General features: G+C 70.8%; 25 protein-coding genes. 16 read left to right on the top strand and 9 right to left on the bottom strand.

The annotated features are described in order from the left end of the window. Positions 1-64: 64 nt before the first annotated feature. From HDA30_RS06825 to HDA30_RS06810, 4 genes are all read right to left on the bottom strand, one after another. Positions 65-634 (bottom strand): TetR/AcrR family transcriptional regulator, encoded by a 570-nt coding sequence (locus HDA30_RS06825; protein WP_184241471.1) that lies wholly within the window; start codon positions 632-634, stop codon positions 65-67. Positions 635-651: 17 nt separating this feature from the next. After that, on the bottom strand, positions 652-2,118 hold the full coding sequence (locus tag HDA30_RS06820; RefSeq protein ID WP_246418714.1) for an MFS transporter: 1,467 nt from the start codon (positions 2,116-2,118) through the stop codon (positions 652-654). 233 nt (positions 2,119-2,351) lie between these two features. After that, positions 2,352-2,621: a hypothetical protein gene (locus HDA30_RS06815; protein WP_184241469.1), complete on the bottom strand. Its 270-nt coding sequence runs from the start codon at positions 2,619-2,621 to the stop codon at positions 2,352-2,354. 407 nt (positions 2,622-3,028) lie between these two features. Beyond that, a complete protein-coding gene (locus HDA30_RS06810) occupies positions 3,029-3,229 on the bottom strand; it encodes a hypothetical protein (RefSeq protein WP_184241468.1) in 201 nt (66 codons plus the stop codon). Between the two features lie 147 nt (positions 3,230-3,376). On the opposite strand from HDA30_RS06810, the gene HDA30_RS06805 reads away from it, so the two are divergent. From HDA30_RS06805 to HDA30_RS06795, 3 genes are read left to right on the top strand one after another with little or no spacing between them, the layout of a single operon-like run. Then, positions 3,377-3,586 carry a DUF4244 domain-containing protein gene (locus HDA30_RS06805; protein WP_184241467.1) on the top strand — a complete coding sequence of 70 codons (210 nt, stop codon included), beginning with the start codon at positions 3,377-3,379 and terminating at the stop codon, positions 3,584-3,586. After that, on the top strand, positions 3,579-4,097 hold the full coding sequence (locus tag HDA30_RS06800) for a TadE family type IV pilus minor pilin (RefSeq protein WP_158496485.1): 519 nt from the start codon (positions 3,579-3,581) through the stop codon (positions 4,095-4,097). Before HDA30_RS06805 ends, HDA30_RS06800 begins: the two co-directional genes overlap by 8 nt. After that, positions 4,094-4,555, top strand: a complete 462-nt coding sequence (locus HDA30_RS06795; protein ID WP_158496486.1) for an Rv3654c family TadE-like protein — start codon at positions 4,094-4,096, stop codon at positions 4,553-4,555. The genes HDA30_RS06800 and HDA30_RS06795 overlap by 4 nt, the downstream gene beginning before the upstream one ends. Here HDA30_RS06795 and HDA30_RS06790 read toward each other — a convergent pair. Both HDA30_RS06790 and HDA30_RS06785 read right to left on the bottom strand, forming a co-directional pair. Continuing rightward, entirely contained in the window at positions 4,461-6,908 is a 2,448-nt protein-coding gene (locus HDA30_RS06790) for a DEAD/DEAH box helicase (RefSeq protein ID WP_262337769.1), read from the bottom strand. The genes HDA30_RS06795 and HDA30_RS06790 overlap by 95 nt on opposite strands. Then, positions 6,905-7,705 (bottom strand): GNAT family N-acetyltransferase, encoded by an 801-nt coding sequence (locus tag HDA30_RS06785; protein WP_158496487.1) that lies wholly within the window; start codon positions 7,703-7,705, stop codon positions 6,905-6,907. The genes HDA30_RS06790 and HDA30_RS06785 overlap by 4 nt, the downstream gene beginning before the upstream one ends. Positions 7,706-7,768: 63 nt before the next feature. On the opposite strand from HDA30_RS06785, the gene trhO reads away from it, so the two are divergent. The 6 genes from trhO (at position 7,769) to proC (ending at position 16,275) form a co-directional block, all read left to right on the top strand. Continuing rightward, a complete protein-coding gene (gene trhO / locus HDA30_RS06780) occupies positions 7,769-8,818 on the top strand; it encodes an oxygen-dependent tRNA uridine(34) hydroxylase TrhO (RefSeq protein ID WP_158496488.1) in 1,050 nt (349 codons plus the stop codon). Next, positions 8,815-10,464 carry a DUF7059 domain-containing protein gene (locus HDA30_RS06775; protein WP_158496489.1) on the top strand — a complete coding sequence of 550 codons (1,650 nt, stop codon included), beginning with the start codon at positions 8,815-8,817 and terminating at the stop codon, positions 10,462-10,464. The genes trhO and HDA30_RS06775 overlap by 4 nt, the downstream gene beginning before the upstream one ends. Positions 10,465-10,618: 154 nt before the next feature. Continuing rightward, positions 10,619-13,465, top strand: coding sequence for a type I DNA topoisomerase (topA, locus tag HDA30_RS06770; protein WP_184241466.1), 2,847 nt, complete (start codon positions 10,619-10,621; stop codon positions 13,463-13,465). Positions 13,466-13,468: 3 nt separating this feature from the next. Further along, positions 13,469-14,491: a Ppx/GppA phosphatase family protein gene (locus tag HDA30_RS06765; protein ID WP_184241465.1), complete on the top strand. Its 1,023-nt coding sequence runs from the start codon at positions 13,469-13,471 to the stop codon at positions 14,489-14,491. A gap of 4 nt (positions 14,492-14,495) precedes the next feature. Further along, positions 14,496-15,383 carry a sugar phosphate isomerase/epimerase family protein gene (locus HDA30_RS06760; protein ID WP_158496492.1) on the top strand — a complete coding sequence of 296 codons (888 nt, stop codon included), beginning with the start codon at positions 14,496-14,498 and terminating at the stop codon, positions 15,381-15,383. Between the two features lie 37 nt (positions 15,384-15,420). Next, positions 15,421-16,275, top strand: a complete 855-nt coding sequence (proC, locus tag HDA30_RS06755) for a pyrroline-5-carboxylate reductase (protein ID WP_158496493.1) — start codon at positions 15,421-15,423, stop codon at positions 16,273-16,275. 70 nt (positions 16,276-16,345) lie between these two features. Here proC and HDA30_RS06750 read toward each other — a convergent pair whose 3' ends face one another. Next, on the bottom strand, positions 16,346-17,020 hold the full coding sequence (locus HDA30_RS06750) for a potassium channel family protein (RefSeq protein WP_158496494.1): 675 nt from the start codon (positions 17,018-17,020) through the stop codon (positions 16,346-16,348). Beyond that, positions 17,013-18,446 carry a TrkH family potassium uptake protein gene (locus HDA30_RS06745; protein ID WP_262337800.1) on the bottom strand — a complete coding sequence of 478 codons (1,434 nt, stop codon included), beginning with the start codon at positions 18,444-18,446 and terminating at the stop codon, positions 17,013-17,015. The genes HDA30_RS06750 and HDA30_RS06745 overlap by 8 nt, the downstream gene beginning before the upstream one ends. Before the next feature lie 165 nt (positions 18,447-18,611). Between HDA30_RS06745 and HDA30_RS06740 the strand changes: the two genes are divergently transcribed. The 3 genes from HDA30_RS06740 to HDA30_RS06730 all read left to right on the top strand — a co-directional run bounded on the left by HDA30_RS06740 (position 18,612) and on the right by HDA30_RS06730 (position 20,559). Beyond that, positions 18,612-19,865 carry an acetoin utilization protein AcuC gene (locus HDA30_RS06740; protein ID WP_158496496.1) on the top strand — a complete coding sequence of 418 codons (1,254 nt, stop codon included), beginning with the start codon at positions 18,612-18,614 and terminating at the stop codon, positions 19,863-19,865. A 247-nt stretch (positions 19,866-20,112) separates the two neighbouring features. Further along, complete coding sequence (locus tag HDA30_RS06735; protein ID WP_009882927.1) at positions 20,113-20,211, top strand: 30S ribosomal protein bS22; 99 nt, start codon at positions 20,113-20,115, stop codon at positions 20,209-20,211. 81 nt (positions 20,212-20,292) lie between these two features. Next, complete coding sequence (locus HDA30_RS06730) at positions 20,293-20,559, top strand: glutaredoxin family protein (protein ID WP_158496497.1); 267 nt, start codon at positions 20,293-20,295, stop codon at positions 20,557-20,559. A gap of 3 nt (positions 20,560-20,562) precedes the next feature. Here HDA30_RS06730 and HDA30_RS06725 read toward each other — a convergent pair whose 3' ends face one another. Next, positions 20,563-21,366 (bottom strand): hypothetical protein, encoded by an 804-nt coding sequence (locus HDA30_RS06725; protein ID WP_184241464.1) that lies wholly within the window; start codon positions 21,364-21,366, stop codon positions 20,563-20,565. A gap of 119 nt (positions 21,367-21,485) precedes the next feature. Between HDA30_RS06725 and HDA30_RS06720 the strand changes: the two genes are divergently transcribed. The 4 genes from HDA30_RS06720 to resB all read left to right on the top strand — a co-directional run bounded on the left by HDA30_RS06720 (position 21,486) and on the right by resB (position 25,408). Continuing rightward, a complete protein-coding gene (locus tag HDA30_RS06720) occupies positions 21,486-22,160 on the top strand; it encodes a histidine phosphatase family protein (RefSeq protein WP_184241463.1) in 675 nt (224 codons plus the stop codon). 161 nt (positions 22,161-22,321) lie between these two features. Next, the gene (locus HDA30_RS06715) at positions 22,322-22,978 is read left to right on the top strand and encodes a TlpA family protein disulfide reductase (RefSeq protein WP_184241462.1); all 657 of its coding nucleotides are present in this window, start codon (positions 22,322-22,324) and stop codon (positions 22,976-22,978) included. 10 nt (positions 22,979-22,988) lie between these two features. Beyond that, a complete protein-coding gene (locus HDA30_RS06710; RefSeq protein WP_184241461.1) occupies positions 22,989-23,744 on the top strand; it encodes a cytochrome c biogenesis CcdA family protein in 756 nt (251 codons plus the stop codon). Continuing rightward, complete coding sequence (resB, locus tag HDA30_RS06705) at positions 23,741-25,408, top strand: cytochrome c biogenesis ResB family protein (protein ID WP_184241460.1); 1,668 nt, start codon at positions 23,741-23,743, stop codon at positions 25,406-25,408. The genes HDA30_RS06710 and resB overlap by 4 nt, the downstream gene beginning before the upstream one ends. The last annotated feature ends 1 nt before the right edge of the window (position 25,409 follow it).

Raw genomic sequence — 25,409 nt, 5'->3', positions numbered from 1 at the left:
GTTGCCCATCATCGCGCTCGACGGATTCGTCGATCCGGCCTTCTCCAACCGCGCGCTGGCTCGCTTACCCGTTGGGCTTGGCCTCGGATTCATGGACGTCATTCTGGAGTAGCGCGATGATCTGCTTTGCGGTTTCACTCCGGTGGTCCTGTGAGATGGGCCTGCTTCCGATCAGGTCGTTGACCCAGAGCCCGTCAGCAGCGAGCAGGGCGAGCGAGGTCATCTGGTCGCGCTCAGCTTCGTCTCGTTCGCTACGTCCGGTCCATCGGTCGATGAGGTCTTCCCAGATCGCCATGTGCTGGGTGTGCTGGCTGTCGAGAATCATCTGGAACTCGGCGCGGGAGGCGGCTGTCGAACAAGTGAGTATGTAGGCGGTCAGGCGCTCCATCGGCGTTGCCTCAGCGGTCGGCTTTCCACAGGCGATCTCTAACTGCCGCTCCCAGCGATCAGCGAGTCTCTGGTGGATCGCAGCGATCAAGTCGTCTCGTGACGGGAAGTGGTAGATGATCCCGGCCCTGGTGATCCCTGCAGCGGCCGCGACAGAGTCAAACGTGACTGCTGTGATCCCGTCTTCCTCGATCACTTGGATCGCGGCGTCGAGGATCATGGTCTTCTTGCTCTCACGCACCATCATGCGCCCCTCCGATTGGTTCAGTGGTTTTCGGCGTACTCCATTGCCTCGCTGCCGCGCCCGTAAGCGCGGAGCAGCCGATTGGTCAGAGCGGCTCCACTAGCCAGCATGACAGCGAGGACGATCATCGTGACCAAATAGGCCGTGTCGTAGGCGGAGGTGGCGGCTGCGATCACGTCGAGATCTCCGTCGGCGATCCCGAGGGCATCGGCAATGCTCTCCCCCGCTGCGGCGGGAGTGCCATCCGGGAGTCGGACGACTGTGGCGTAGACGAAGGTCAGGAGGCTCCCGAGGAGTGCTACAGCCGAGAGGGAGCCCATCTCATAGGAGACTTCTTCGATCGAGGCCGCCATGCCGGCCTTTCGCGGAGGCGCGTTGCCCATAATGGCGGCGGAAGCGACGGCGAAGGTGCCGCCCAGGCCGAAGCCGGTCACGATGAAGCTGACGACCAGCAGGGGTAGTGATCCGTTCGCAGAGGCCAGCACGGCGAGAGCTAGTCCTAGGGCGGCGATGGCGAGGCTGCCGGAGATAATGATCCGCAGGCCCACGATGTGCAGGATCGCGGCCCCTAGGACACCTGAGGGCAGGGCGCCAAGCGCGATGGCTGCGACTAGCAGGCCTGCTTGCATGGGGGTGAAGCCCTCGACGAGCTGGAAGCGCTGTGTGGTCGCGAGCTGGGCGCCAGCGATGGTGAACATCGCGAAGAAGGCTGCCAGAGAGCCGCCAGCGAAGGCGCGGTTGCGGAAGATGGAGAACTCGATGAGTGGTTCTTCCAATCGGCCCTGGCGTCGCACGAAGAGGACGAACCCGATGACTGCTGACGCCAGCGCCCCTGCGATCAGAACCCAGTTCTGTGGAATATGGGCCAGTTCCTTGATGACGAGCACGGTGCCCACCAGCCCGACCATCGCATAGAGGGATGAGACGAGATCCCACTTCTTCGACGGATCGGGATGGTTGTGCGGCGCGATGATTGCGGTCGCCACAAGTGCGATGGCAACAACGGGGACATTGATGAGGAAAACAGATCCCCACCAGAACCGTTCGAGAAGGGCGCCGCCGAGAATGGGTCCGAGCGCTGCCCCCGCGATCGACAGGCTCCCCCAGATGGCGATGGCGATGTTGCGCTCACGAGGATCGTCGAACGCGAGGCGGATCAGAGCAAGCGTGGCGGGCATCATCGCTGCGGCCCCCACAGCGAGGAGTGCCCTGGCGCCGATCAGGAAGGCAGGGTTGGGCGAGAATGCCGCTGCCAGTGATGCGGCACCGAAGATCCACAGGCCGACGACGAACATTCGGCGATGGCCGATGCGATCGCCCAGTGTGCCTGCTCCCAAGAGGAGGCCAGCCATGACCAGGGGGTAGGCGTTGATGATCCACAGTGTCGAGGATCCGGACGCGCCGAGGTCTGCGGTCAACGTAGGCAAGGCGGTGTAGAGGATCGAATTGTCGAGGGTGATGAGTAGCAGGCCGGCCCCCACGGTCATGAGCAGCCACCACCGCCGCGGCGATGATCCAACGTCGTTCACTGTTGTACCCCTGTCCTCTGCCTGTAGTCGCATCAACGAAACTATACTAACAGGTTAGTAAAGTAAACGTCAACGCTCCGACAGAGGGATGCCTCACAATCCAGCTGGGTGTTCATTGCCCCATCCCGGCGTCAAGCCGGGTATAAGGGCCACACGGCATTCCGTGTGGCCCTTTCTACTGTGCCTGTGGATTACTCGGCTGCCGCCTCGATAGCGTCCGCGACGTTCAGGAAGTACGCCGCCATCATGCGGGCCTGAGCGAGATTCACGGAGAACCGCTGCTCACCCTCGAAATCGTCATCGGTGATCGTGACGTCCGCCCACGCCGACGAACGCGCCGTGTCCCCGGCAACAACGATCTTCCCGTCGGCCCTCAGCGTCGACAGGTCCGCGGTCATCTCAACCTGAACCATCGTCGTCACGTTGTGGAACTCGAACGGGGCCGGGTACTGCTGCGTCATGTTTCCTCCTACGGGTGGGGCCGGTGCTGGCCCTGGTGTGATTGGTGGTCTCTCAGGCAGGAAGCGGACACCCTACGGGTGGCCCTCGCTATGACCCCCTGCCCCAAAGTTCCCGCCGCCCCCGCCTCCACTCAGCGACGTTCGCCCACGACGACTAGACCCCCACCGTTCGGCGGGCGTCGTCCGTTGTGGCCCTGGCGCCGCGCCGACGTCTGGCGGGTGCTCCGTCCGGCAGTTCGGACGGTTCGGGGGAGGTGTTTCGACTGCGCCTGAGTTGATTAGCAGCTCGGCAGGCTTTCCACGCTGGGACCGGTACTAGAGGCCCTATGCCGCCCACTGGCGCACGAGTGCGACAGCGGACAGCACACGGCCCCACGCATTGCGCGTGAGGTACGTGCGCCGGCGGTTTAGGGCGGTGTAAGAGGGCGGGCCGTGTCGTCGTCCAGCAGGGCACGGCCGGCGGTCAGGTGTGCGGCCACGACGGCCTCGAGGCGGGCCACCATCTGCTCGGTCTGGCAGATCACGCAGACCCCGGCCCGGTACGTGGTGGAGTCCTCGGCGCGGGTGCACTCGAGGCAGACGGCATCGGTGGTCGTGTAGGCGGACATCTCAGACCCCCACGAATACGGAGGGCAGGTGAGCGAGCGTGAAAACGGCGACGACAGCAACGGTCGCGGCGGTCTGCTCGGCGATGGTCCGCCAGATGGGCGCGGGGGAATGGGTAGTAGAGTGGGGCACGTCATCACGTCCTAACCGTGGTGGCCAAGGCCCCGAGGTGTTCCACCACCGGCGGGGCCCTTTCATGTCTGCACCCGTTCAACAGGTGCTGTGACACATCATCCGAGTACGGCATCCTCACGCTCGCCGCCGTCGGCTTCGCCGGGCTGCTGGGCGTCGTGCTCTCCGGCGGTGACGTGCAGGGCCTGCTCACTGACCTGGTCACCGAGGCGCTGAACCGTGAGTGATCATCTCGATCACGGATCCCGGCCCGGGCGACACGTCGTCGCCCGGGCCGGGCGCCCACCCCGTCGTGTGTCCGTGCGCCGTGGCAGGCGCCCTGCGCACACCCGCTCGGATCACGGGGCCGTCACCGCCGAGTACGCCGTGCTGCTGCCGACAGTCGTGCTGGTGCTCGTCGCGCTCGTGGCGACCGCCGCGGTGGGCGTCCAGCAGGTCCGCAGCCAGGACGCCGCAGGGTCGGCCGCCAGGATCCTGGCCCGCGGCGACGGGGAGACGGCGGCGGCTGAGGCCGTTCGGCGGATGGCGGGAGAGTCAGCCCGTCTCGAGCACACGGAGGCCGACGGCTGGGTGAGCGTCTCGGTCACGCATGCAGGCCCCGGTCCGCTGGGGTGGTTCGACGGGGTCCGCCTCAGCGCAGAGGCGAGCGCCCCGCAGCAGTGGCCCGAGGACGCCTCCGATGAGGCGGGCGGCGCCGATGAGGCCTCAGCGCCGGGTGGAAACGGGGCCGGACCATGAGCGGCACCGTCACCGCTCTGGGCAGCGCACTGCTCGGGCTGACCGCGTGCGTGCTGGTGGGCGGGGTGTCCCAGGCCGCGACTGAGGACGCGCGGGCCTCCGCCGCGGCGGACCTGGCCGCGCTCGCCGCGGCCGACGCCCACCGCGGCGCCCCCGGCAACGGGGGACGGACTGGCGCGGTCGACCCGTGCCCCCTCGCGGCGTCGGTCGCCGCCCGCAACGGGACGCAGCTGGCCGAGTGCACCGTCGAGGACAGCGGCAGCGTGCGGGTCACCGTCACGAGCGAACGGCTGTTCGGCATCACCGCCCGCACCGAGTCCCGCGCCGGCCCGCCGGGAGACTCGGGGCTCCCGTCGAGCCCCGTTAGCCCAGGTCCGCCCCAGGACGCGGCTCCGGAGCCCTCGGCGGTGAGTCCGCGGGACTCGGAGCCGTCTGTGCCGGGGGACCGACCGGGGTGAGTGCGTCGAACCGCGCGGCGAGGAACTCAAGCACGGACACGGCGCCGGCCTTGTCCAAGGGAGAATTCCGGTTTCCGCACTTCGGGGACTGCACGCACGAGGGGCAGCCGCCCTCGCATTCGCAGGACCGCACGGCCTCGGCCGTCGCGGCCACCCAGCGCCGGGCCTGGCGGAAGCCGCGCTCGGCGAACCCGGCGCCCCCGGGGCGGCCGTCGTACACGAACACCGTGGGCACGCCCGTGTCCGGGTGCAGCACCATCGAGACCCCGCCGATGTCCCAGCGATCGTTCGAGGCCACCAGCGGCATCATGCCGATCATCGCGTGCTCGGCCGCGTGCAGCGCCCCGGGCAGCCGGTCGGTGGTCAGTCCGGTGCGCACGAGGGCCTCGGAGGGCGCCTCGAACCACACCGCCTGGGTGAACAGCTCGCGGGCGGGCAGCTCGAGCGGCTCCTCGCCGAGCACCTCGCCCGAGACGAGCGCCTTGCGCTGGAACGAGACCACCTGGGTGCGCACCCGCACCTCGCCCAGGTTCCACGCCAGGGTGCCGTCGTCGACGGTGACGCGTTCGACGACCTGCTCGATCTCCACCGCGGTGACGTCACGGGCCTGCGTCGTGAAGTCGGGCCAGGCCCGCTGCACGATCACGGCGTGGGCGTCCTCATCGAGTTCGAGCACCTCGAAGGTGCGGTCCTGATGCGTGTACACCGCGCCCGGGTGGGCCTGGTAGTGCGTCTGTGGCGAGTCCATCGTCCCCAACAGCGAGCCGGTCTCAACGTCGATGATGTCGACCGGCCCGCCGCCGTCATCGCGCAGCGAGACGAGGGCCGCGGCGTGCTCGGGGTGCGTCCAGAACCAGCCCGCGGGCCGACGGCGCAGCAGCCCCTGCTCGACCAGTCGGTCCACGAGCGTCCGCACCGACTCCGGGTCACCGAAGCGGTCCAGGTCCGCCGGGGTGAGCGGCATTTCGGCGGCTGCCGCGCACAGCTGCGCCCCGAGCAGGTGCGGGTTGGCCGGGTCGAGGACGGTGTCCTCGACCCCCGTGTCGAACACGGACTCCGGATGCTCGGCCAAGAACGCGTCGAGCGGGTCGTCCGAGGCGACGAAGAACGCCGTGGACTCGTCGCCGGCGCGTCCGGCTCGGCCGATCTGCTGGAAGAACGAGGCGCGTGTTCCCGGCCAGCCGGCCACCACGACCGCGTCGAGACCGGCCACGTCGATGCCCATCTCCAGAGCCGGGGTGGAAGCCAGGCCGAGCAGTCGTCCCGAGCGCAGGCGCTCCTCGAGCTCTCGGCGCTCTTCGGGCAGGTAGCCCGACCGGTAGGCGGCCACGCGCGTGCCCAGCCCCGCCTCGACCTCCTCGAGCTGACGTTTCGCCGTCGACGCGATCGCCTCCGCGCCTCGGCGGGAGCGGATGAACGCGAGTGTGCGCACCTGCTGCAGCGCCAGATCGGTCACCAGGTCCGCCGCCGCGGCCGTCGCCGAGCGGCGCAGCGGCGCCCCGTTCTCGCCGTGCCGGTCCGTCAGCTCGGGCTGCCAGAACGCCACCGTGACGGCCCCGTGCGGGGAGCCGTCTTCGGTCACGGCGGTCACCTGCTCCTCGTCCACACCCACCAACTGCGCCAGGTGTCGGCTCGGGGTGGCCGAGGTCGCCGAGGCGCCGAGGAACACCGTCTGCGGTGCGTCCCGACGATAGTGCGCCGCGATCCTGCGCAGCCGACGCAGCAGAATCGCCACCTGCGAGCCGAAGACGCCGCGATAGGTGTGCGCCTCGTCGATCACCACGAACGCCAGGTTCCGGAAGAACGAGGCCCACCGCTCGTGATGCGGCAGGATCCCGACGTGCAGCATGTCCGGATTGGTCAGCACGACCGTGGCGTGCTCGCGCGCCCAAACGCGGTCGGCTCGCTCGGTGTCGCCGTCGTAGAGCCCGGCCAGCAGGTCCGGCACCCCGGCGTCGGCCAGCGAGCGCCATCCGGCCAGCTGATCGGCCGCGAGCGCCTTCGTGGGGGCCAGGTACAGGGCCCGGGCCCGCGGGTCCTCGGCCCGCGCGATGCTCAAGGCGAGCTGATACGCCAGCGACTTGCCGGAGGCGGTGCCCGTGGCCAGGGCCGTGTGTCGCCCGGCGATCGCGGACTCGGCCGCTCGGACCTGGTGCGACCACGGACGCTTCACACCCAGACGATCGGCGGCGCGCACGAACGACTCCGGGGCGGCCGCAGGCCACGGCACCGGATCGGCCGGCCGAGCCGGCAGACGACGCACGTGCCGGACCTGCTCGGGCAGGCTGCGGCGGCCCAGGGCGGACAGCACCGCCTGCGTCGCCTCCGCCGAGGTTCCGCGGGAGGCGGTCACCGGCCCATCGTGCCGGTGTGCTCGGCCTGAGAGCCCTGCGCCTGACCGTCGAGGGCGTGGATCCGCACGGGGGCGACCTCACGCCAGCCCAGGTGCCCGTACAGCTTCTGACCGTCGGGGGAGGCGACGAGCAGGCCCTGGGAGAGCTGGGCGGTCATCGCCTCGCTGGTCAGATGCCGCATCACGAGCGAACCCAGGCCGCGCCGACGGTGCTGGGGCGCGGTCCAGATCCGGTCGTACACGGCGGTCTCGCCCTCGAAGGTCACCCAGCCCAGGGCGGCGAGCTCGTCCTCGCCCTCCGGGACGGTGCTCGCACCCTCACCCGAGGCCCAGATCCGCACGCGACGGCTGCCCTCGACCGGTTCGTCGAGCTCCGCCCGGAGCCCCTCGGGAGTCAGGGGCGGTTCGACATCCTGCACCTCGGGGTCCATCTCGACGGCCATCAGCAGCTCCGCGGGACAGGCCTCGCGCAGCCCGGCGGCCTCGAGATCGGCCCGGGCCTGACCGAACACGGTCAGCAGCTGTCCGGGCCGCTCCCGCAGTCGGTCCAGGGCGACGCTCAGGTCCTGGTCGTCGGGCTCGACCAGCACGTGCTCCCACGTCTCGGGCAGGTCGGCCTGGGCCTGTCGTGCGGCGGTCGCCTCGGCGGCGGACTCGTCGGTGCGCACGGCGCCGACCGGTCGAGAGGAGCGCAGGGCGGCCCGCCGTCCGTCCCGCCGGTCCGTCTGGTATCCGCGGGAGCGCGCCCAGGCGTCGAACCACGTGTCCACGAGGGCGGTGTCGAGTGTCTGTGTCATATCGGCACCCTACGCCGCGTGTGAGGGCGGGCACCATGGTCTGTCGAACTACCCTGGTCGACGATGAGCACCCCCACGCCGGCGGGCACCGTCTCCCGCATCGCCCTGTACTACCGCTTCGCCCCCGTCGCCGACCCGGAGGCCGTGCGCCTGTGGCAGCGCGTCCTGGCCTCGTCCCTGGGGCTGACCGGGAGGATCATCGTCTCCGCCCAGGGCATCAACGGCACGGTCGGCGGACCCGTCGACGCGGTCAAGCAGTACGTGAAGCAGACGCGCGAATACGGCCCGTTCCACGACCTCGAGGTGAAGTGGTCCGACGGCTCAGCCGCCGACTTCCCGAGACTGTCGGTCAAGGTCCGCCCCGAGTTGGTGGCGTTCGGCGCGCCCGAGCGCATCGAGGTGGATGAGCGCGGCGTCGTCGGCACCGGTGAGCATCTCAGCCCCGAGCGGGTCGACGCCCTCGTCGCCGAGCGGGCCAGTACAGCGAATCCCGTCGTCTTCCTCGACGGCCGCAACACCGTGGAGGCGCGCATCGGTCGGTTCGAGGGCGCCCACTCGCCGGGTCTGGACGACGATGGGTCGCCGATCGAGACCACCCGCGACTTCCTGACGGCGATCGACGGCGGCGCCTTCGACCACCTCAAGGACGCACCCGTGGTGACCTACTGCACCGGAGGGGTGCGCTGCGAGATCCTCTCCGCCCTGCTGCGCCAGCGCGGTTTTGCGGAGGTCTACCAGCTCGAGGGCGGCATCGTCCGCTACGGCGAGGCTCGCGGCGACGCCGGACTGTGGCGCGGCGAGCTCGCCGTGTTCGACGCCCGTCAGTCCCTGCGCTTCACGGACGAGGCGGAGACCATCGGCCGGTGCGAGCTGTGCGACGCCGCAACCTCCCGCACCGCCAACTGCGCCGATCCGGCCTGCACAACGCTGACGGTCCGCTGCTCGGACTGTGTGCGCGGCCGCCCGGACTGGCGCTGCCCCGCCTGCGCGCGGGACCGCGGGCGTGCTGACCGGCCGGGGCGGGAACCTGCGTCCGCGTCGCCGCCGCCGACGACGACCACCCTCACGCCCACGACGGGCCCCGCGCCCCGGCCGATCAGGAGCACCCCGTGACCGACAGTGCCCCCGCCCCGCGACTCACCCCGCAGACCGCGGCCGCCCTCGCAGCGGACTTGCGTCAGCTGCCCTTCACGCACGCGGCAATCGAGTCCCTGCTCGGGCCCGTAGCGGCCGCCGCCCTCGAACGTGAGCACGCCGAGGCCGCCCGCGCCGTCCTGGCTGACCGCCAACGCCGCGGCGACACCGGGCCGCTGGACGCCGCGGTCAGCGCGTGGCTGCTCGGCGACGACGTGTCGGCCGAGGCCCTGGAGCGCGCCCTGCCCCGGCTCGGGGTCGACGGCGCTCGGGCCGCCGGACTCGTCGCCGACGTCGGCGCGGGGGAGGGCCCCGAGCGGCGTGTGCGGGGTCTGGTGGACCTCTCGCCCTATGACACGGACGTTCCCGGTCACCTCTGGGTCGCCTCCGACCAGACCGCCCTGCAGCGTCGGGGCCCGTTGCCCGAGGACTACGTGCTCGGCGTCGGCCGGGCCTCCCTGACCCTCGCCGGAGCCGCCGACCGCACCCGCGCGGACACGGCCCTGGACCTGGGCACCGGCTGCGGCGTGCAGACTCTGCACCTGCTCGCGCACGTGCAGCACGTGACCGCGACCGATCTGTCCGAGCGGTGCCTCGCGTTCACCCGCTTCAACCTCATGCTCAACGCGGAGACGCTCGGCCTCGATCGGCAAGACCTGGGCGCGCGTGTCGAACTGCTCGCCGGCGACATGCTCGCCCCCGTCGCCGGGCGACGGTTCGATCGGATCGTCACGAACCCGCCGTTCGTCATCACACCCCGTCGCGACCCGCACGCCCCCGTGCTGACCTACCGCGACGGAGGCCGGGAGGGGGACCGTCTCGTCGCCGAACTGATGGCGGCGCTGCCCGAGCATCTCACCCCGGCAGGTCAGGCCGTGCTGCTGGCCAACTGGGAGATCCCGGAGGGGGCTGACGACCCGCTGGCCCGGCCGCTGGCCTGGATCCCCGAGACCGCCGACGCATGGCTGATCCAACGCGACCGCCAGGACCCGGCCGGCTACGCCGAGACGTGGCTGCAGGACTCCTCGCTCGAGCTGGACCCCGCGGCCTATCAGCGCGCCTACGCCGACTATGTGGCGGACTTCGCCGAGCGCGGTGTCGCGGGCGTGGGCTTCGGGTACGTCTGGATGCGCCGCCCCGCCCTCGAGGGGGCGCCCGCCGTCGCGAGCGGGCGGACCGCCCCGGAGCCATCCAGGCTGCGGGTGGCGGAGACGCTCACGCAGCAGGTCGACCCGGCGATCGGCGCGGACTGGACGGCCGCGGTCGCCCGGCAGGACCGGCTCGCGGCGTGCGACGCCGCGCAGGCGGCCGGAGAGGAGGGTTTCGCGGGCCTGGTGCTGCGTGTTCCCGGCCACGTGACCGAGGAGCGTCACGCCCGGTTCGGCGCCGAGCACCCCGAGGTGATCCTGGCCCGTCAGGGCGGAGGCCTGCGTCGCGTGGCCACGCTCGACACCGCGACGGCCGGACTGCTCTCCGCCGCGGACGGGCAGGTGCCGGTCGGCGCCCTGATCGGTGCGGTCTCGGGACTGCTCGAGCTCGACGACCAGTCCTCGGCCCGCTTCGTGCAGGCCGTGCGCGAGCTCTACTGCGATGGCTTCCTGGAGGAGGTCACGACGGCCGGATGACGGTCTGCCGCCGCCGCGCGGACCGCCGCGCACGGGGCGGAGGACGAAGAGAGGGGCACCCGGACCGAACGGTTAGTGTGGGGCACTGGTTCTCACGCCGTGGCTACATCGCCGCGGTCCGAGCGCCCACCTGAGACGAGTTGGAGGAAACGACGTGTCCCGAACCACCACCGCCGTGTCGAGCGTGCCCGAGGGCACCAAGCTCGTCATCGTGGAGTCCCCGGCCAAGAGCAAGTCGATCGCGAAGTACCTCGGCGCGCTCGGCGAGGGCTGGGTGGTCGACTCGTCGGTGGGCCACATCCGGGACCTGCCCAAACCCTCGGACCTGCCCGCGGAGATGAAGAAGGGCCCGTTCGGCAAGTTCGCCGTGGACGTGGAGAACGGCTTCGAGCCCTACTACGTCGTGCACCCGGACAAGAAGAAGAAGGTCACCGAGCTCAAACGGGCCCTCAAAGACGCTGCGGCTCTCTACCTCGCGACCGATGCCGACCGCGAGGGCGAGGCCATCGCCTGGCACCTGCTGCAGACCCTCAAGCCGACGGTTCCCGTCTACCGCATGACCTTCGGCGAGATCACCAAGGAGGGGGTGGCCCGCGGCCTCGAGAACGTCCGCGAGCTGGACACCCACCTGGTCGACGCGCAGGAGACCCGGCGTATCCTCGACCGCCTCTTCGGCTACGAGCTCTCCCCGGTGCTGTGGCGCAAGGTCGCCCGCGGTCTGTCCGCCGGCCGCGTGCAGTCGGTGGCCACCCGCCTCGTCGTGGAGCGCGAGCGCGAGCGCATGGCGTTCGTCGCCGCCCGCTACTGGGGTGTGGAAGGCACGTTCACCGTCGATCAGGGCGCCGCCGTCTCGGAGGCCGTCGGCCAGAGCTTCACCGCGCGCCTGTCCACGGTCGACGGGAAGCGGGTGGCCACCGGCCGCGACTTCACCGACGCGGGCGAGCTGAAGCAGTCCGCGACATCGGTGGCGCACCTCGACGAGCAGGCGGCCAGCTCCCTCGCCGCGGGCCTGGCCGGGGCGCGGTTCACCGTCGACTCGGTCGAGGACAAGCCCTACACCCGCCGCCCGGCCGCCCCGTTCACCACGTCGACGATGCAGCAGGAGGCCGCGCGCAAGCTGCGCATGTCCTCGCGAGTGTCGATGCAGGTCGCCCAGCGCCTGTACGAGAACGGCTACATCACCTACATGCGAACCGACTCGGTGAACCTCTCCCAGGAGGCCGTGCAGGCCTCCCGGCGGCAGGCCACCGAGCTGTACGGGCCGAGCGCGGTGCCGGAGAAGCCCCGGACCTACGCCAAGCGCAGCGAGAACGCCCAGGAGGCGCACGAGGCGATCCGTCCGGCCGGCGACTCCTTCCGCACCCCGGCTCAGGTCAAGGACGAGCTGCGGGCCGATGAGTTCCGTCTGTACGAACTGATCTGGAAGCGCACCGTCGCCTCCCAGATGGCCGACGCCAAGGGGTACACGGCCACGCTGCGGTTCTCGGCGGACGCCGCCGACGGACGACACGCCCAGTTCAGCGCGTCGGGCACGATCATCACGTTCAAGGGTTTCCTCGACGCCTACGAGGAGGGCAAGGACCCGGACGCCCGGCAGGATCCGGCCGAGTCGAACCAGAGCCGTCGCCTGCCGCAGGTCGCGCAGGGGGAGACCCTCACGGGTCAGCCCGTGGAGCCGACCGGGCACGAAACCTCCCCGCCGCCGCGGTACACGGAAGCCTCGATCGTCGCCGAGCTGGAACGCCGAGAGATCGGCCGCCCGTCCACGTTCGCGCCGACGATCTCCACGATCATGGACCGCGGCTATGTCACCAAGCGCGGCACCGCGCTCGTGCCCAGCTGGACGGCGTTCTCCGTCATCGGCCTGCTCGAGGACTTCTTCGGCAAGTACGTGGACTACGACTTCACCGCCCGCATGGAGGATGATCTCGACCGCATCGCGGCCGGCGAGCTGGCCCGTGAGGCCTGGCTGCAGACCTTCTACTTCGGCGCCGAGCCGGGGCAGGAGGGCGCGCAGGCGGCCGAGGGGCTGCGCCAGGTGGTCGACAACCTGGGCGAGATCGACGCGCGCGCCGTCAACTCCCTGCCGGTGACCGAGGAGATCACGCTGCGCGTGGGCCAGTACGGTCCGTATCTGGAGAAGCGGCTGCCCGCCGACGCCGAGCCGGGGACGACCCCCGAGCGCGCCAATGTGCCCGAGGACATGGCTCCCGACGAGCTGACCGCGGCCAAGGCCGAGGAGCTGTTCGCCGCCGCGGGGCCGGGTGAGCGCGAGCTCGGCACCGACCCGCAGACCGGGCGAGGCATCGTCGCCAAGGACGGTCGGTACGGCCCGTACGTCACCGAGGTCATCGAGGAGATGACCGAGGAGCAGCTGCAGGCCTGGCTCGACGCGCAGCCCACCGAGTACTACAAGAACGGCAAGCCCAAGCCGAAGAAGAAGCCGCCCAAGCAGAAGCCTCGCACGGCCAGCCTGTTCACCTCCATGTCCGTGGACACCGTCACTCTCGAGCAGGCGCTCCAGCTGTTGAGCCTGCCGCGCGTGGTCGGTCAGGACGCCGAGGGCGTGGACATCACGGCACAGAACGGCCGGTTCGGCCCGTATCTGAAGAAGGGCACGGACTCCCGTTCGCTCGAGTCCGAGGAGCAGATCTTCACGATCACCCTCGACCAGGCGCTCGAGATCTATTCCCGGCCCAAGCAGCGCGGCCGTGGCGCCGCGAAGCCCCCGCTGGCCGAGTTCGGCGCGGATCCGGTCTCCGGGCGCGCGGTCACGGTCAAGGACGGTCGGTTCGGCCCCTACGTCACCGACGGTCAGACCAACGTCACCGTGCCGCGGGCCATGAACCCCGAGGACCTGACGGCCGAGGACGCCTACCGGCTGCTGGCCGAGAAGCGGGCCAAGGGCCCCGCGAAGAAGCCGGCCGCCAAGAAGACCCCCGCCAAGAAGGCGTCGGGGACGAAGGGCGCCGCCAAGTCCACCACGCGGAAGAAGGCCTGACTCGTGCGCCTGGGCGTCCTGGACATCGGCTCCAATACGGTCCACCTGCTCCTGGTCGACGCCCAGCCGGGCGCCCGGCCTGTCCCGTATGCGGACCACAAGCGCTCCCTGCCGCTGATCCAGTTCCTCGACGCCGAGGGCGCGATCACCGAGCAGGGGCAGGCCGAGCTGGTGGCGTTCATCTCGGAGGCGGTGCGGGTCGCCGAGGACGCCCAGGCCCAGGACATGATCGCGTTCTGCACCTCGGCGATCCGGGAGGCCGTCAACGGCGAACAGGTGCTCGCCCGGGTGCAGGCGGAGACGAAGGTCCGGCTCGAGGAGCTCACCGGCGAGCAGGAGGCCGCGATGACGTATTTCGCGGTGCGGCGCTGGCACGGGTGGCGCGTCGGCTCGATCCTGAACTTCGACATCGGCGGAGGCTCGTGCGAGATCGCCTACGGCCAGGACGAGCTGCCCGTCCACGCCGTCTCCCTGCCGCTGGGCGCCGGCCGGCTCACCCGGGACTGGTTCGACGACGACCCGCCGCACCCGAAGGCGGTCAAGCGGCTGCGCAAGTACATCGAGGGCCAGCTCGAGGCGGCGTTCCCGTCGTTTCCGGCGCTGACCGCGCCCGTCGAGGTGACCGCCACGTCCAAGACGTTCCGTTCGCTGGCGCGGATCACCGGCGCCGCGCCGTCGGCGGCCGGGCCGCACGTGCAGCGCACCCTGCGCGCCGACGACCTGCACCTGTGGGTCAACCGGCTGGCCGCGATGTCGTCGACGGACCGGGCGGAGCTGCCCGGAGTTTCACAGGTGCGCGCCGAACAGGTGCTCGCCGGGGCGATGGTCGCTCTGGCGGCCATGCGGGTCTTCGGCGTGGCCGAGCTGCAGATCTGCCCGTGGGCGCTGCGTGAGGGCCTGATCCTCAACCGCATCGACGCTCTCATGCTCACCGGGCACCTCAGCTCGGACGGTCGCAGCGGCGTCGGCCACGTGAACCTGAACCCGGACTCCCTGTTGCCGGGGCTGGTGAGAGAGGAACACTGAGCCCATGACCGAGAACGCCGACCGCACGACCGAGCCGACCCACCCGTCCCTGACCGAGGACGGCCAGACACCCGTCTCCGCCGCCTCGATCCCCGCGCCGCCGGCCCGTCACGGCGCCGACATCCCCGTGACCCTGTCCTCGTCTTCGGTGTTCCCGCTCGGCACGCAGGACGTGTTCGCCACCGCTCAGGACCTCGGCTACGACGGGGTCGAGGTGATGGTCACCCACAACGCGTTCAGCCGGGACGCCGCCGAGCTGGTGAAGCTCTCCGAACGCCACGACATGCCGATCGACTCGATCCACGCGCCGACCCTGCTGTTCACCCAGCAGGTGTGGGGCACCGCCTGGACGAAGATCCGCAAGGCCGTCGACCTGGCGCGGGCCGTCGGCGCCCGCACGGTCGTCGCGCACCCGCCCTTCCGCTGGCAGGGCAGCTACGCGACGGACTTCGCGCGCGGTATCGCCGAGCTCATGGAGCAGACCGGCGTGTTCATCGCGGTGGAGAACATGTACCCGTGGCGGGCCTACGGTCGTGAGCTCACGATGTACCTGCCGCACTGGGACCCGGTACCGCGCGTGTACGACCACATCTGCTGGGACTTCTCCCACGCCGCGATCTCCCGCGCGGACTCGCTTGAGGCGATCCGACAGCTCGGCTCCCGGCTGCGCCACGTGCACCTCACCGACGGCAACGACAGCCCGAAGGACGACCATCTGCTCCCGGGGGAGGGCACCCAGAACGTCGCCGCCTGCCTGCGCCACCTGGGGCGCGTCGGACTGGCCGGCACGGTGTGCGTCGAGGTGGGCACGCGCGGGGTGAGCTACGCGGGCGAGCGGGAGGAGCGCCTGGCGGCCTCGCTGGCCTTCGCCCGTGAGCATCTGCAAGCCTGAGCACGACTGAGACCGCGACCCGAAGGAGACCGACGAGATGAGTTCCACCGACACGCTCGCCACCACCCGCCTTGCCGTCCTCGGCCTGGGAAACATGAACGGTGCGATCCTCACCGGGATGCTGGCGGCCGGCCTCCCGGCCGACAACGTCGTGGCGACGACCCGCTCGGCCGACTCCGCCGCCGCCAAGGCCGACAAGTACGGGGTCCGCGTGATCTCGAACGAGCAGGACCCGCAGGCCAACCGCACCGCGGTCGCCGAGGCCGATGTCGTGCTCGTGGGCGTCAAACCCAAGGACATCGTTGCCGCGCTGCGCGAGCTGTCCGACGCCCTGCCGGCGGACGCCGTCGTGGTGTCGGTCGCCGCGGGCGTCACCGCGAAGACCCTGGGGTCGGTGCTGCGGGCCGGGCAGCCCCTGGTGCGCACCATGCCGAACACGCCGCTGACGGTCGGATCGGGCGTGGTGGGCATGGCCCCCGGCGAGCACGTGAGCACCGAGCAGGCGGACCTGATCGAGCAGCTGTTCTCCGGCTCGGGCCTCGTCGTCCGCGTCGAGGAGTCGCTGCTGCCGGCGGTGGTGGCGACCGCGGGCTCCGCCCCGGCCTACCTGTTCCTGTTCGCCGAGGCGATCGCGAAGCACGCCGAACAGCTCGGGCTGCCGCGGGCCGACGCCGAACGCATGGCCGCGGCCACCGTGAAGGGCGCGGGGCTGATGCTTGAGCAGGGCGATCAGACCGCCGAGCAGCTGCGCACGAACGTCATGAGCCCGGGCGGCACGACGGCCAAGGCGATCGAATCGTTCCAGGCCGACGGACTCGAGGACATCGTCGCTCGGGCGATGGACGCCGCCGCCGCGCGCGACCGCGAGATGGGCGAGGAGTTCACCGCCTGAGCGACGGCCGCCGTGCCGTGCCGGTTCGGCTGCGTCCGGGATCGGGCGGGGCCGAGCGGGCGGCCCCGCCTCAGGGCCGCGCGGCGAAGCGCTCGATCAGGTCGGTGTGCCCCGAGACGATCAGCGTGTCGCGCGGGCCGACCTTGGTGTCCTTCTGCGCGTAGGTGAAGTCCTCGCCCGGGGTCTTCACACCGACGACCGTCACGCCGTACTTCGCGCGCACGTCCGATTCGGTGAGGGTGAAGCCCACGACCTCCGTCGGCGGGTGCATCTTCACGATCGCGAAGTCGTCGTCAAACTCGATGAAGTCCAGCATGCGCCCGTTCACCAGGTGGGCGGCACGCACACCCGCGTCATGCTCGGGGAAGATGATGTGGTTCGCACCGATGCGTCGCAGGATCTTTCCGTGCGGGGCCGTGATCGCCTTGACCCAGATGTGCGGCACCTCGAGGTCCACGAGGTTCACGGTGATCAGCACCGAGGACTCGATCGAGGTGCCCACACCGACGACGGCCGCCGAGAAGTCCTGCGCGCCGAGCTGACGCAGCGCCTCCGGGTCGGTCGCATCGGCCTCGACGACGTGCGTGACGAGTGAGGACCACTTCTGCACCAGCGTCGGGTCCTTCTCGATCGCGAGGACCTCGCGTCCCTGCATGGTGAGTTCTTCCGCGGTGGCCGCGCCGAAGCGCCCCAGGCCGATCACCAGGACGGGGGCGTGCGGGTCGGTGCGGCGCTTATCAGCCAAGGATGGGCCTCTCGACGGGGTAGCGGTACAGCACGCGGCGCTGGCGCAGGGCCAGCGCGGCGGCGAACGTGATCGTACCAACGCGCCCGGCGAACATCATGGCCGTGAGCAGGTACTGGCCGGCCGGCGGCGCCTCGCCCGAGACGCCCACGGACAGGCCGCACGTGCCGAACGCGGAGAGCACTTCGAACAGCGGCCGCTGCAGCGACTCACCGGTGATCGCGACCAGGGCCATGGTCGCCGCGAGGACGAGGGTCGAGCCGAGCGCGAGCACGGCGATGGCCACGCGCAGCGTCTCCGGAGCGATAGTGCGACCGTGTGCCGTGACCTCCTTGTCGCCGCGGGCCTCCGCGACGATCGCCAGCAGCATGACGGCGAACGTCGTGACCTTGATGCCGCCGGCGGTCGAGGCCGCGCCGCCGCCGACGAACATCAGCGCGTCCATCAGCAGCAACGAGGCCGGGGTGTAGGCGTTCGTGTCGTCGATGTTGAACCCGCCCGAGCGGGTCATCACCGAGGAGAACAGTGCGTGTCCGATCTGGTCGAGCAGGCCCATGCCGCCGCGGGTCGCCTCGTTGTTCATCTCGAAGACGAACAGGCCCACCGTGCCCAGCACCAGCAGGGCGAGGGTGATCTCGACGGTCAGCTTGGTGTGCAGGTTCCATGCGCGCACGCGCAGATGCTTCTCCTTCAGGACCATCACGACCGGGAAGCCCAGGGCCCCGGCGAAGACGCCGGCACAGATCGCCGTGAGGATCACCGGGTCGTGCGCCACGTCCACCAGCCCGCCGGGATGCAGCGAGAACCCGGCGTTGTTGAAGGCGCTGACGGAGTAGAAGACGCCGAACCACAGGCCTTCGAGCCAGGAGTCCCGCTCGAGCATGAACCGGGGGACCAGCACGAGCGCCATGAGCGCCTCGCACACCAGGACGTAGGAGACGACGACCCGCAACAGCGTGGAGATCTCGCCGACATGCCCCGTCGTCATGCCGCTTTGCTGGGTGAGCAGCTTCGAACGCAGTCCGAGGTGCCGGGAGACGGCCATCGTCAGCAGGGAGGCCATCGAGAGGATGCCCAGGCCGCCGATCTGAATGGCCACCAGGATGACGACGTGTCCGACCGTCGACCAGTGCTGCTCGGTGTTCACGGCCGTCAGACCGGTGACCGAGACCGCCGAAACCGCGGTGAACATCGACTCGTGCAGCGGCGTGACCTTCCCCGACGCCGAGGAGATCGGCAGGGAGAGCAGAGTGGTGAAGAACAGACTCACCAGCAGGAACGCGAGCAGGGCCGTGCGGGCTGGGGAGCCGCCGGCGGCGGCGCCGACCTCATCGCGGGCCCGCCGGTACAGGCGCCGGATGCCCGAGGCGTGCTCGAGCGAGGAGGCGCCGAGCGGCCGCGTGGAGCGGGTGCGGGGCCGAGCGATGCGGTCTGCACGCGGTCGGGGCAGGGTTCGCCAGGGTGGGACGGGTCGAGCCACGACGCGCACCTTCCTTCCACGGCGGGCGGACTCGGGCAGGACCGCTCGGCCCGCGGTCACGAAGAGTCCAGCACGTAGCGTACTCGGCCCCACGTCGTAGGCTGGCCGGTGATGAACGGCACATCTGAGACCCAGGGCAGTGCGCCGACGGCGATCGTCTGGCACCCCGACCTGCTGCAGTACCGGTTCAGCGACCGGCACCCCATGGCGCCGCTGCGTCTGGACCTGACTCATCGGCTGGTCGAGGCGTTCGGTCTGCTCCGGGCCGAGCATGTGCGCGTGATCGAGCCTCCGGTGGCGACCGATCAGCAGCTCGCCGGCGTGCACGAGCCCGCCTATGTGGCCGCGGTGCGTGCCGCCGCCGAGCGCGGTGTCGCCGACGAGCCGCGTGGGCTCGGGACCGAGGACTGCCCGATCTTCCCGGACCTGCACGAATCCGCCGCCCGCCTGGCCGGGGGCACGCTCGCGGCGGCCCGGGCGGTCTGGTCGGGGCAGGTTCGGCGCGCCGTGAACTTCGCCGGCGGCATGCACCACGCGGCCGCCGCGAAGGCCTCGGGCTTCTGCATCTACAACGACTGCGCCCTGGGCATCCGTCACCTGTTGGACGCCGGGGCCGAGCGTGTCGTGTACCTCGACGTCGACGCCCATCACGGCGACGGCACGCAGTCGATCTTCTACGACGACCCGCGCGTGCTCACGATCTCCGTGCATGAGACCGGTTTCTCCCTCTTCCCCGGCACCGGCTTCGCGAACGAGGTCGGCGGGCCGGAGGCGCTCGGCACCGCCGTGAACGTGGCGGTGCCTGCCCGCACGGGGGACGCGGGCTTCCTGCGTGCGGTGAACGCCGTCGTCCCGCAGCTGCTGCGCGCCTTCCGGCCGCAGGTGATCGTCAGCCAGCACGGCTGCGACGCCCACGCCGACGATCCGCTGGCAGACCTGCGGCTGAGCGTGGACGGGCAACGGCGGCTGGCGCTCGACGTCGCCGACTGGGCCGAGCAGTTCGCCGAGGGCCGGTGGATCGCCACGGGCGGCGGCGGATACAACCCGCTCAAGGTGGTCCCGCGGGTGTGGACGCATCTGGTGGCCGCGGCCGTCGGCGCGCCGATCCCCGTGGACGCGCCCGTCCCGGACGAGTGGATCGAGCACGTTCGCGGGCTCGGGCCGGATCAGGTCGAGTGCGACATGTCCCTGACCGGCGAGGGCGAGGACGCCGCGCGGATCCCGCGCACGATGGGGGAGGGGGCCGACGTGTGGTGGCGGTCCTGGGAGGTCGGCTACGACCCGGCCGATCCGGTGGACCAGGCGATCATGGCCACCCGCAAGGAGGTCTTCCCGTATCACGGGCTTGACCCCTGGTTCGACTGAGGCGAACTGCGTGAACACGGGTCGAATGGGGCGATTCGCGCCGGGGTCGGCCTGGCCGGTATTGTGGCCGAGAACGTTTTCCGAGCGTTCCACACCCGGTGGAATGCGGGTCGGCGCCCGCTGACGGCCCGGAGCCCGAGCAGGGCCCGAGCGTGACGGCGTGGAGTCGGACGGCCTGGGCCGAGAGGGCTCAGCGTCACCGGCAGGCCACGGTCCGCCGACCTACACCCCGATGCAAGGAGCCCCCATGGGATCTGTGATCAAGAAGCGCCGCAAGCGCATGTCGAAGAAGAAGCACCGCAAGCAGCTTCGCAAGACTCGCCACCAGCGCCGCAACAAGAAGTGACCTGCTCCCTGTGAGCGTCCACGAGGCCGTCTCCGGTTCGCCGGAGGCGGCCTCGTCTGCGTCCGGCCCTAGCATGGGGGCATGACCGCCACCGACTCCTCCGCTCGTTCGGCCCCTCGCGTCGCGCTGCTCGTCAAGGACGGCTGCCACCTGTGTGAGCAGGCCGTGGAGACGGTCCGGCAGGTGTGCTCCCGACTCGACGAGCCGTGGGAGACGGTCGACGGCGCTGAGCGCCCCGACCTGCTGGAGCGCCACCTCGAGGAGGTTCCGGTGCTGTTCGTCGACGGGGTCCAGCGCGACTTCTGGCGCGTGGACCCCGCGCGGCTCGAGCGTCTGCTGCGCGGCTGAGCCTCAGCCCTGCGGCCCGGACGACGGTCCCGTTGGCGGGACGGCCCCCATCGCGGCCTGTCGACGATGGAACTTCTGCCAGGCCTTCTGGCGCATGTACTCGGTCGCCTCCGGGCGGAACGCCATGACGACGCCGGCGACGCCGAGGGCGACCCAGAGCAGGTCCAGCGGCGAGATCTGGCCCAGCAGCAGTGAGCCGAGGATCACCAGGACGCTCAGCGCGCTGAACACCGCTGCGGTGACGCGGGCCGCGCGGGCGCCGCGGCGCACGCCGAACGCGACGAGCAGGAACACCGCGAGCATCATCAGCCCCATCACGATGGTGCCCACGCCCATCAGCGGGACCATAGCGTCGAGGTACTGCTCCTGCTGGGCGGCGGTGAGTCCGCCGCCAGTGCTCTCCAGGCCCGCGCGGGCCTGTTCACGGACCATGCGTTCGCCCTCAGGGGTCTGCGAGAGCACACCGCTCAGCACCGTCGTCAGCGTCATCACCAGGCCGGAGGCCACGATCAGCCAGAACGCGAGGGTGATCGACCGGGGTCGAGACGGTTCGGGGACGGTCCAGCCATCCGTCCCGTGCGGCGGCTGGCCCGGCCCGTGCTGGGCGGTCGGCCCCGCGGCGCTCTGCCACGGGCCGCCGGCCGGGCCGGTTCCGGGCGCGGGAGCGTGCGGCGACGCGCCCGGCGCTGGGTGCTCTGCTGCACCGTGGGGGCGATCCTGTGGGGGACGGCCGTAGGGGGCCTGGTCCTCGGGGGTGGGCACGCGCGGCACGGGGCCGCCGCCGTAGGGGTTGGAGTGGGAAGCCATGGACGGGCCTGCTTTCGTGACGAGTCGGACCGGTGTGCTGCTCGTGCCCCACGGTATCGCCCGCATACGGCGGCCGGTGCCGCGGCCGGGGCGCATCGGGGGCATGGCACACTGGCCGCATGAGCGTTCTGGCCACGGTGCACCTGGTTCGTCACGGCGAAGTCCACAACCCTGACAAGGTCCTCTACGGGCGGCTGCCCGGCTTCGGGCTCTCCGATCTCGGCCACCAGATGGCCGAGTCCGTCGCGGAGTGGTTCATGCACCGGGCCAATCAGCTGCAGCGCCAGCCGGCGATCGTCGCCGCGTCCCCGTTGCTTCGGGCCCAGCAGACCGCGGCGCCGATCGCTGCGGTCTTCGGCAACAAGCTCGAGACCGAGCCGGGCCTGATCGAGGCGGAGAACGATTTCGAAGGCATGTCGCAGGTGGCTGCCACCCTCAAGCGCAGCCCGCGTCTGTGGCCCAAGCTGCGCAACCCCGCGCGGCCGTCATGGGGGGAGCCCTACACGCAGCAGGTGGCCCGCATGGTCGAGGTCGTCCAGCGCTCGCGGGAGGTCGCCGTCGACACCCTCGGCCCGGGCGCCGAGGCGATCCTCGTCTCCCACCAGCTGCCGATCTGGGTCACCCGCCTGGCCACCGAGGGGCGTCCGCTCGCCCATGACCCGCGCCAGCGTGAGTGCACCCTGACCTCGGTCACCTCGCTCGTCTTCGAGCAGGGCGCCTCGGTGCCGCGCGTCGAGTATCACGAGCCGAACCAGGAGCTGCTCGCCCACGCCGCGAATCTGCCCGGCGCCTGAGCCGCTCGCCCCGCCCGGGAGGCAGGCGTCGAGCTGGCCGCGCGGGGCGTCGGCTCCGATCGATCCTCAGCGCTCAGGATTCCATCAGGGTCGGGGGTGGGGCGTACCATTGATAGACCCCCTCGTCGTGCCCCCGACCCGTCTGGGAGTGAGTGTCCTCCATGCCTGCTCAGCCTCGTCCGCACCGCGGTGCGCCTCTGCGTTCCGCCGTTGTCCCGGCTCGTCGTCGCGTGCTCGCCGGGCTCGGCCTGGCCGCTGCGGCGCCGCTGCTCGCGGCGTGCTCGGGGAACGAGGACGACGACCTGGCAGCCCAGGCTGGCAACGCGGACGGCAAGAACTACATCGCCGGTGACGGCTCCGTCGCGGAGTACGCCCCGGACAAGCGCTCGGAGCCCGTCGAGTTCGAGGCGACGCTCTTCGACGGCGAGACGATCACCGGCGAGTCCCTGCGCGGGGCTCCCGCGCTGCTGAACTTCTGGTACGCCGCGTGCGCGCCGTGCCGCGTCGAAGCGCCCCACCTGGTCGCGCTCCACGACCAGTTCGAGCCCAAGGGTGTGCAGTTCGTCGGGGTCAACGTGCGTGACACCGCCACCACCGCGCAGGCGTTCGAGCGTCGCTTCGAGATCCCGTACCCGTCCATCGAGGACGTGCGCGGCGAGGTGCTGCTGGCCATGACCGACTATGTGCCGCCGCAGGCGGTGCCCTCGACCCTCGTGCTCGATGCCCAGGGACGGGTCGCCGCCCGCGTGCTCGGTGCGGCGGAGGAGTCCACGCTCAAGGCGCTGCTGACGAGCGTCGTCGACGAGTCGGAGCAGTGACGCCCCAGCCATGCAGAACAACCCCTTCGCCGAGCTGGTCAACGACGGGTCGCTGCTCGTGGCGGCCCCCATCGCGCTGCTGGCCGGCCTGATCTCATTCCTCTCGCCGTGTGTGCTGCCGCTCGTGCCCGGCTACCTGGGGTATATGACGGGCATGTCCGGCACCGCGCTCGAGCAGCGTCGCCGCAGCCGCATGGTGCTCGCCGCCGTGCTGTTCGTCCTCGGTTTCGCCGTCGTGTTCGTGGTGTTCAGCATCCTGTTCACGCAGGCCATGCTCTGGTTCCGGCGCAACGGAGACTGGGTCACCCCCGTGCTCGGCGCCGTCGTGATCCTGATGGGCGTGGTGTTCATGGGCGGGCTCGACCGCTTCCAGACCGAGCGTCGCATCCACGCCAAGCCGGCGGCGGGCCTGCTCGGCGCGCCCTTCCTCGGCATGACGTTCGGACTGGGCTGGGCCCCCTGCATCGGCCCGACGATGTCCGCGGTGCTCGCGATGTCCACGGCGGCCTCGGGGACGGTCGAACGCGGGGCCCTGCTGGCCTTTGTCTACTGTCTGGGCCTGGGCATCCCGTTCGTGTTGATCGCGTTCGGCATCGAGCGCGGCCAGAAGGCCATGACGTTCTTCCGCCGCCACCGGGTCGCCGTGGTGCGCGTGGGCGGGGTCCTGCTGATCGTGCTGGGCCTGCTCATGGTCACGGGCCTGTGGAACGCATGGATGATTCAGCTGCAGACCTGGTTCCAGAACGAAGTGAGGCTGCCCCTGTGAGCTCGCGAGCCGCGCACCGCACCGACGTCGCCCAGCCCCGTCTCGGGGCCGTGGGGATGGCCCGCTGGGCCTGGCGGCAGCTGACCAGCATGAGCACCGCGCTGATGCTCCTGCTGCTGCTGGCGGTGGCCGCCGTGCCGGGCTCCCTCGTGCCGCAGCGGCGGGCCGGTCCCGAGGTCGTCGACCAGTGGATCGAGGACAACCCGTTCTGGGGGCCGGTGCTGGACGCCCTGCAGTTCTTCGACGTGTACACCTCGGTGTGGTTCTCGGCGATCTACCTGCTGCTGTTCGTCTCGCTCGTCGGCTGCGTGCTGCCCCGCGCGCTGCACCACGTCCGGGCGATGCGGAACCCACCTCCGGCGACCCCGAAGCGCCTGGACCGGTTCGCCGAATCCGGCGTCGTCGTGCTCGAACAGGACGGGCCGGACCCCGATGAGGCCGTCGCCCAGGCCCGGGCGTGGCTGTCGCGCCGCCGGTACCGCACGCGCGTCGTGGACGGGCCCGGCGGTCGCTCTGTGGCGGCCGAGCGCGGCTACCTGCGCGAGGTCGGCAACATCCTGTTCCATTTCTCGCTGATCGGCGTGCTGGTGTTCATGGCCTACGGCGGCATGACGAAGTACTCGGGCCAGAAGATCATCGTCGAGGGGGAGGGGTTCGCGAACAATCTCGTCGCCTATGACTCCTTCACCCCCGGCACGAGGTTCGACGCGGAGCAGCTGCAGCCGTTCTCGCTCTCCCTCGAATCGTTCGAAGTCGAGTTCGACCGGCAGTCCGAATCGCATTACGGCCAGCCGCTGGACTACACCGCGACGATGAAGGTCCGCGAGGCCCCCGGCGAGCCCGCCCGGACCGAGCAGCTCAAGGTGAACTACCCGCTGAGTATCCACGGGGTGCGCGTGTACCTGGTCGGCAACGGCTATGCGCCCGTCGTGACGGTCCGCGACGGCAACGGCGACGTCGCCTATCAGGGCCCGGTCGTCACGCGGGTGCAGGATCAGGTGTTCACCTCGACGGCCGTCATCAAGGTTCCCGACGCTGCCCCGGACCAGCTCGGCTTCGTCGGGCTGTTCCTGCCCGCAGCCGTCGACGGCGGCGACGGAGTGGCGGTGTCCGCGGACCCCGAGCTGCTGAATCCGCAGCTGATCCTGAACTCGTATCACGGCGACCTCGGCCTCGACGACGGCCGTCCGCAGAACGTGTACGTGCTGGACACGGAGAACATGACCGAGCTGAACAGCCGCAAGAACGAGAACGGCGGCATCACGCTGTCCCCGGGGGAGACCTACGAGCTGCCCGAGGGGAAGGGGTCGATCAGCTTCGACGGCGTGCGCCGCTATGTCGGCCTCGACATCCACCATGACCCGGGCAAGTGGGGCGTGGGCGTGTTCGCCGGCCTGGCGCTGCTGGGACTGGGCATCAGCCTGTTCGTGCGCCGCCGCCGGGTGTGGGTGCGCGCCGACCGTGACGAGCACGGCCGCACCCGCGTCGACTACGCCCTGTTGGCCCGGGGTGAAGAGTCTGGGCTGCGCGCGGAGAACGTCGCCCTGCGCGCCGCGATGGAGAAGATGTGGCCCGTGCGGGCGCCGGACGCCGAGGACCGGACCCGCCCCGCCGCGACGACCGATGCTCCCACGACCCCCGCCCCCGAAGGATCTGGTGACTGAC

It is taken from the genome of Micrococcus cohnii (assembly GCF_014205175.1).
Classification (GTDB): domain Bacteria; phylum Actinomycetota; class Actinomycetes; order Actinomycetales; family Micrococcaceae; genus Micrococcus; species Micrococcus cohnii.
Note: the sequence above shows the minus strand (reverse complement) of the source record. Positions and strands in the feature narration are given on the sequence as shown.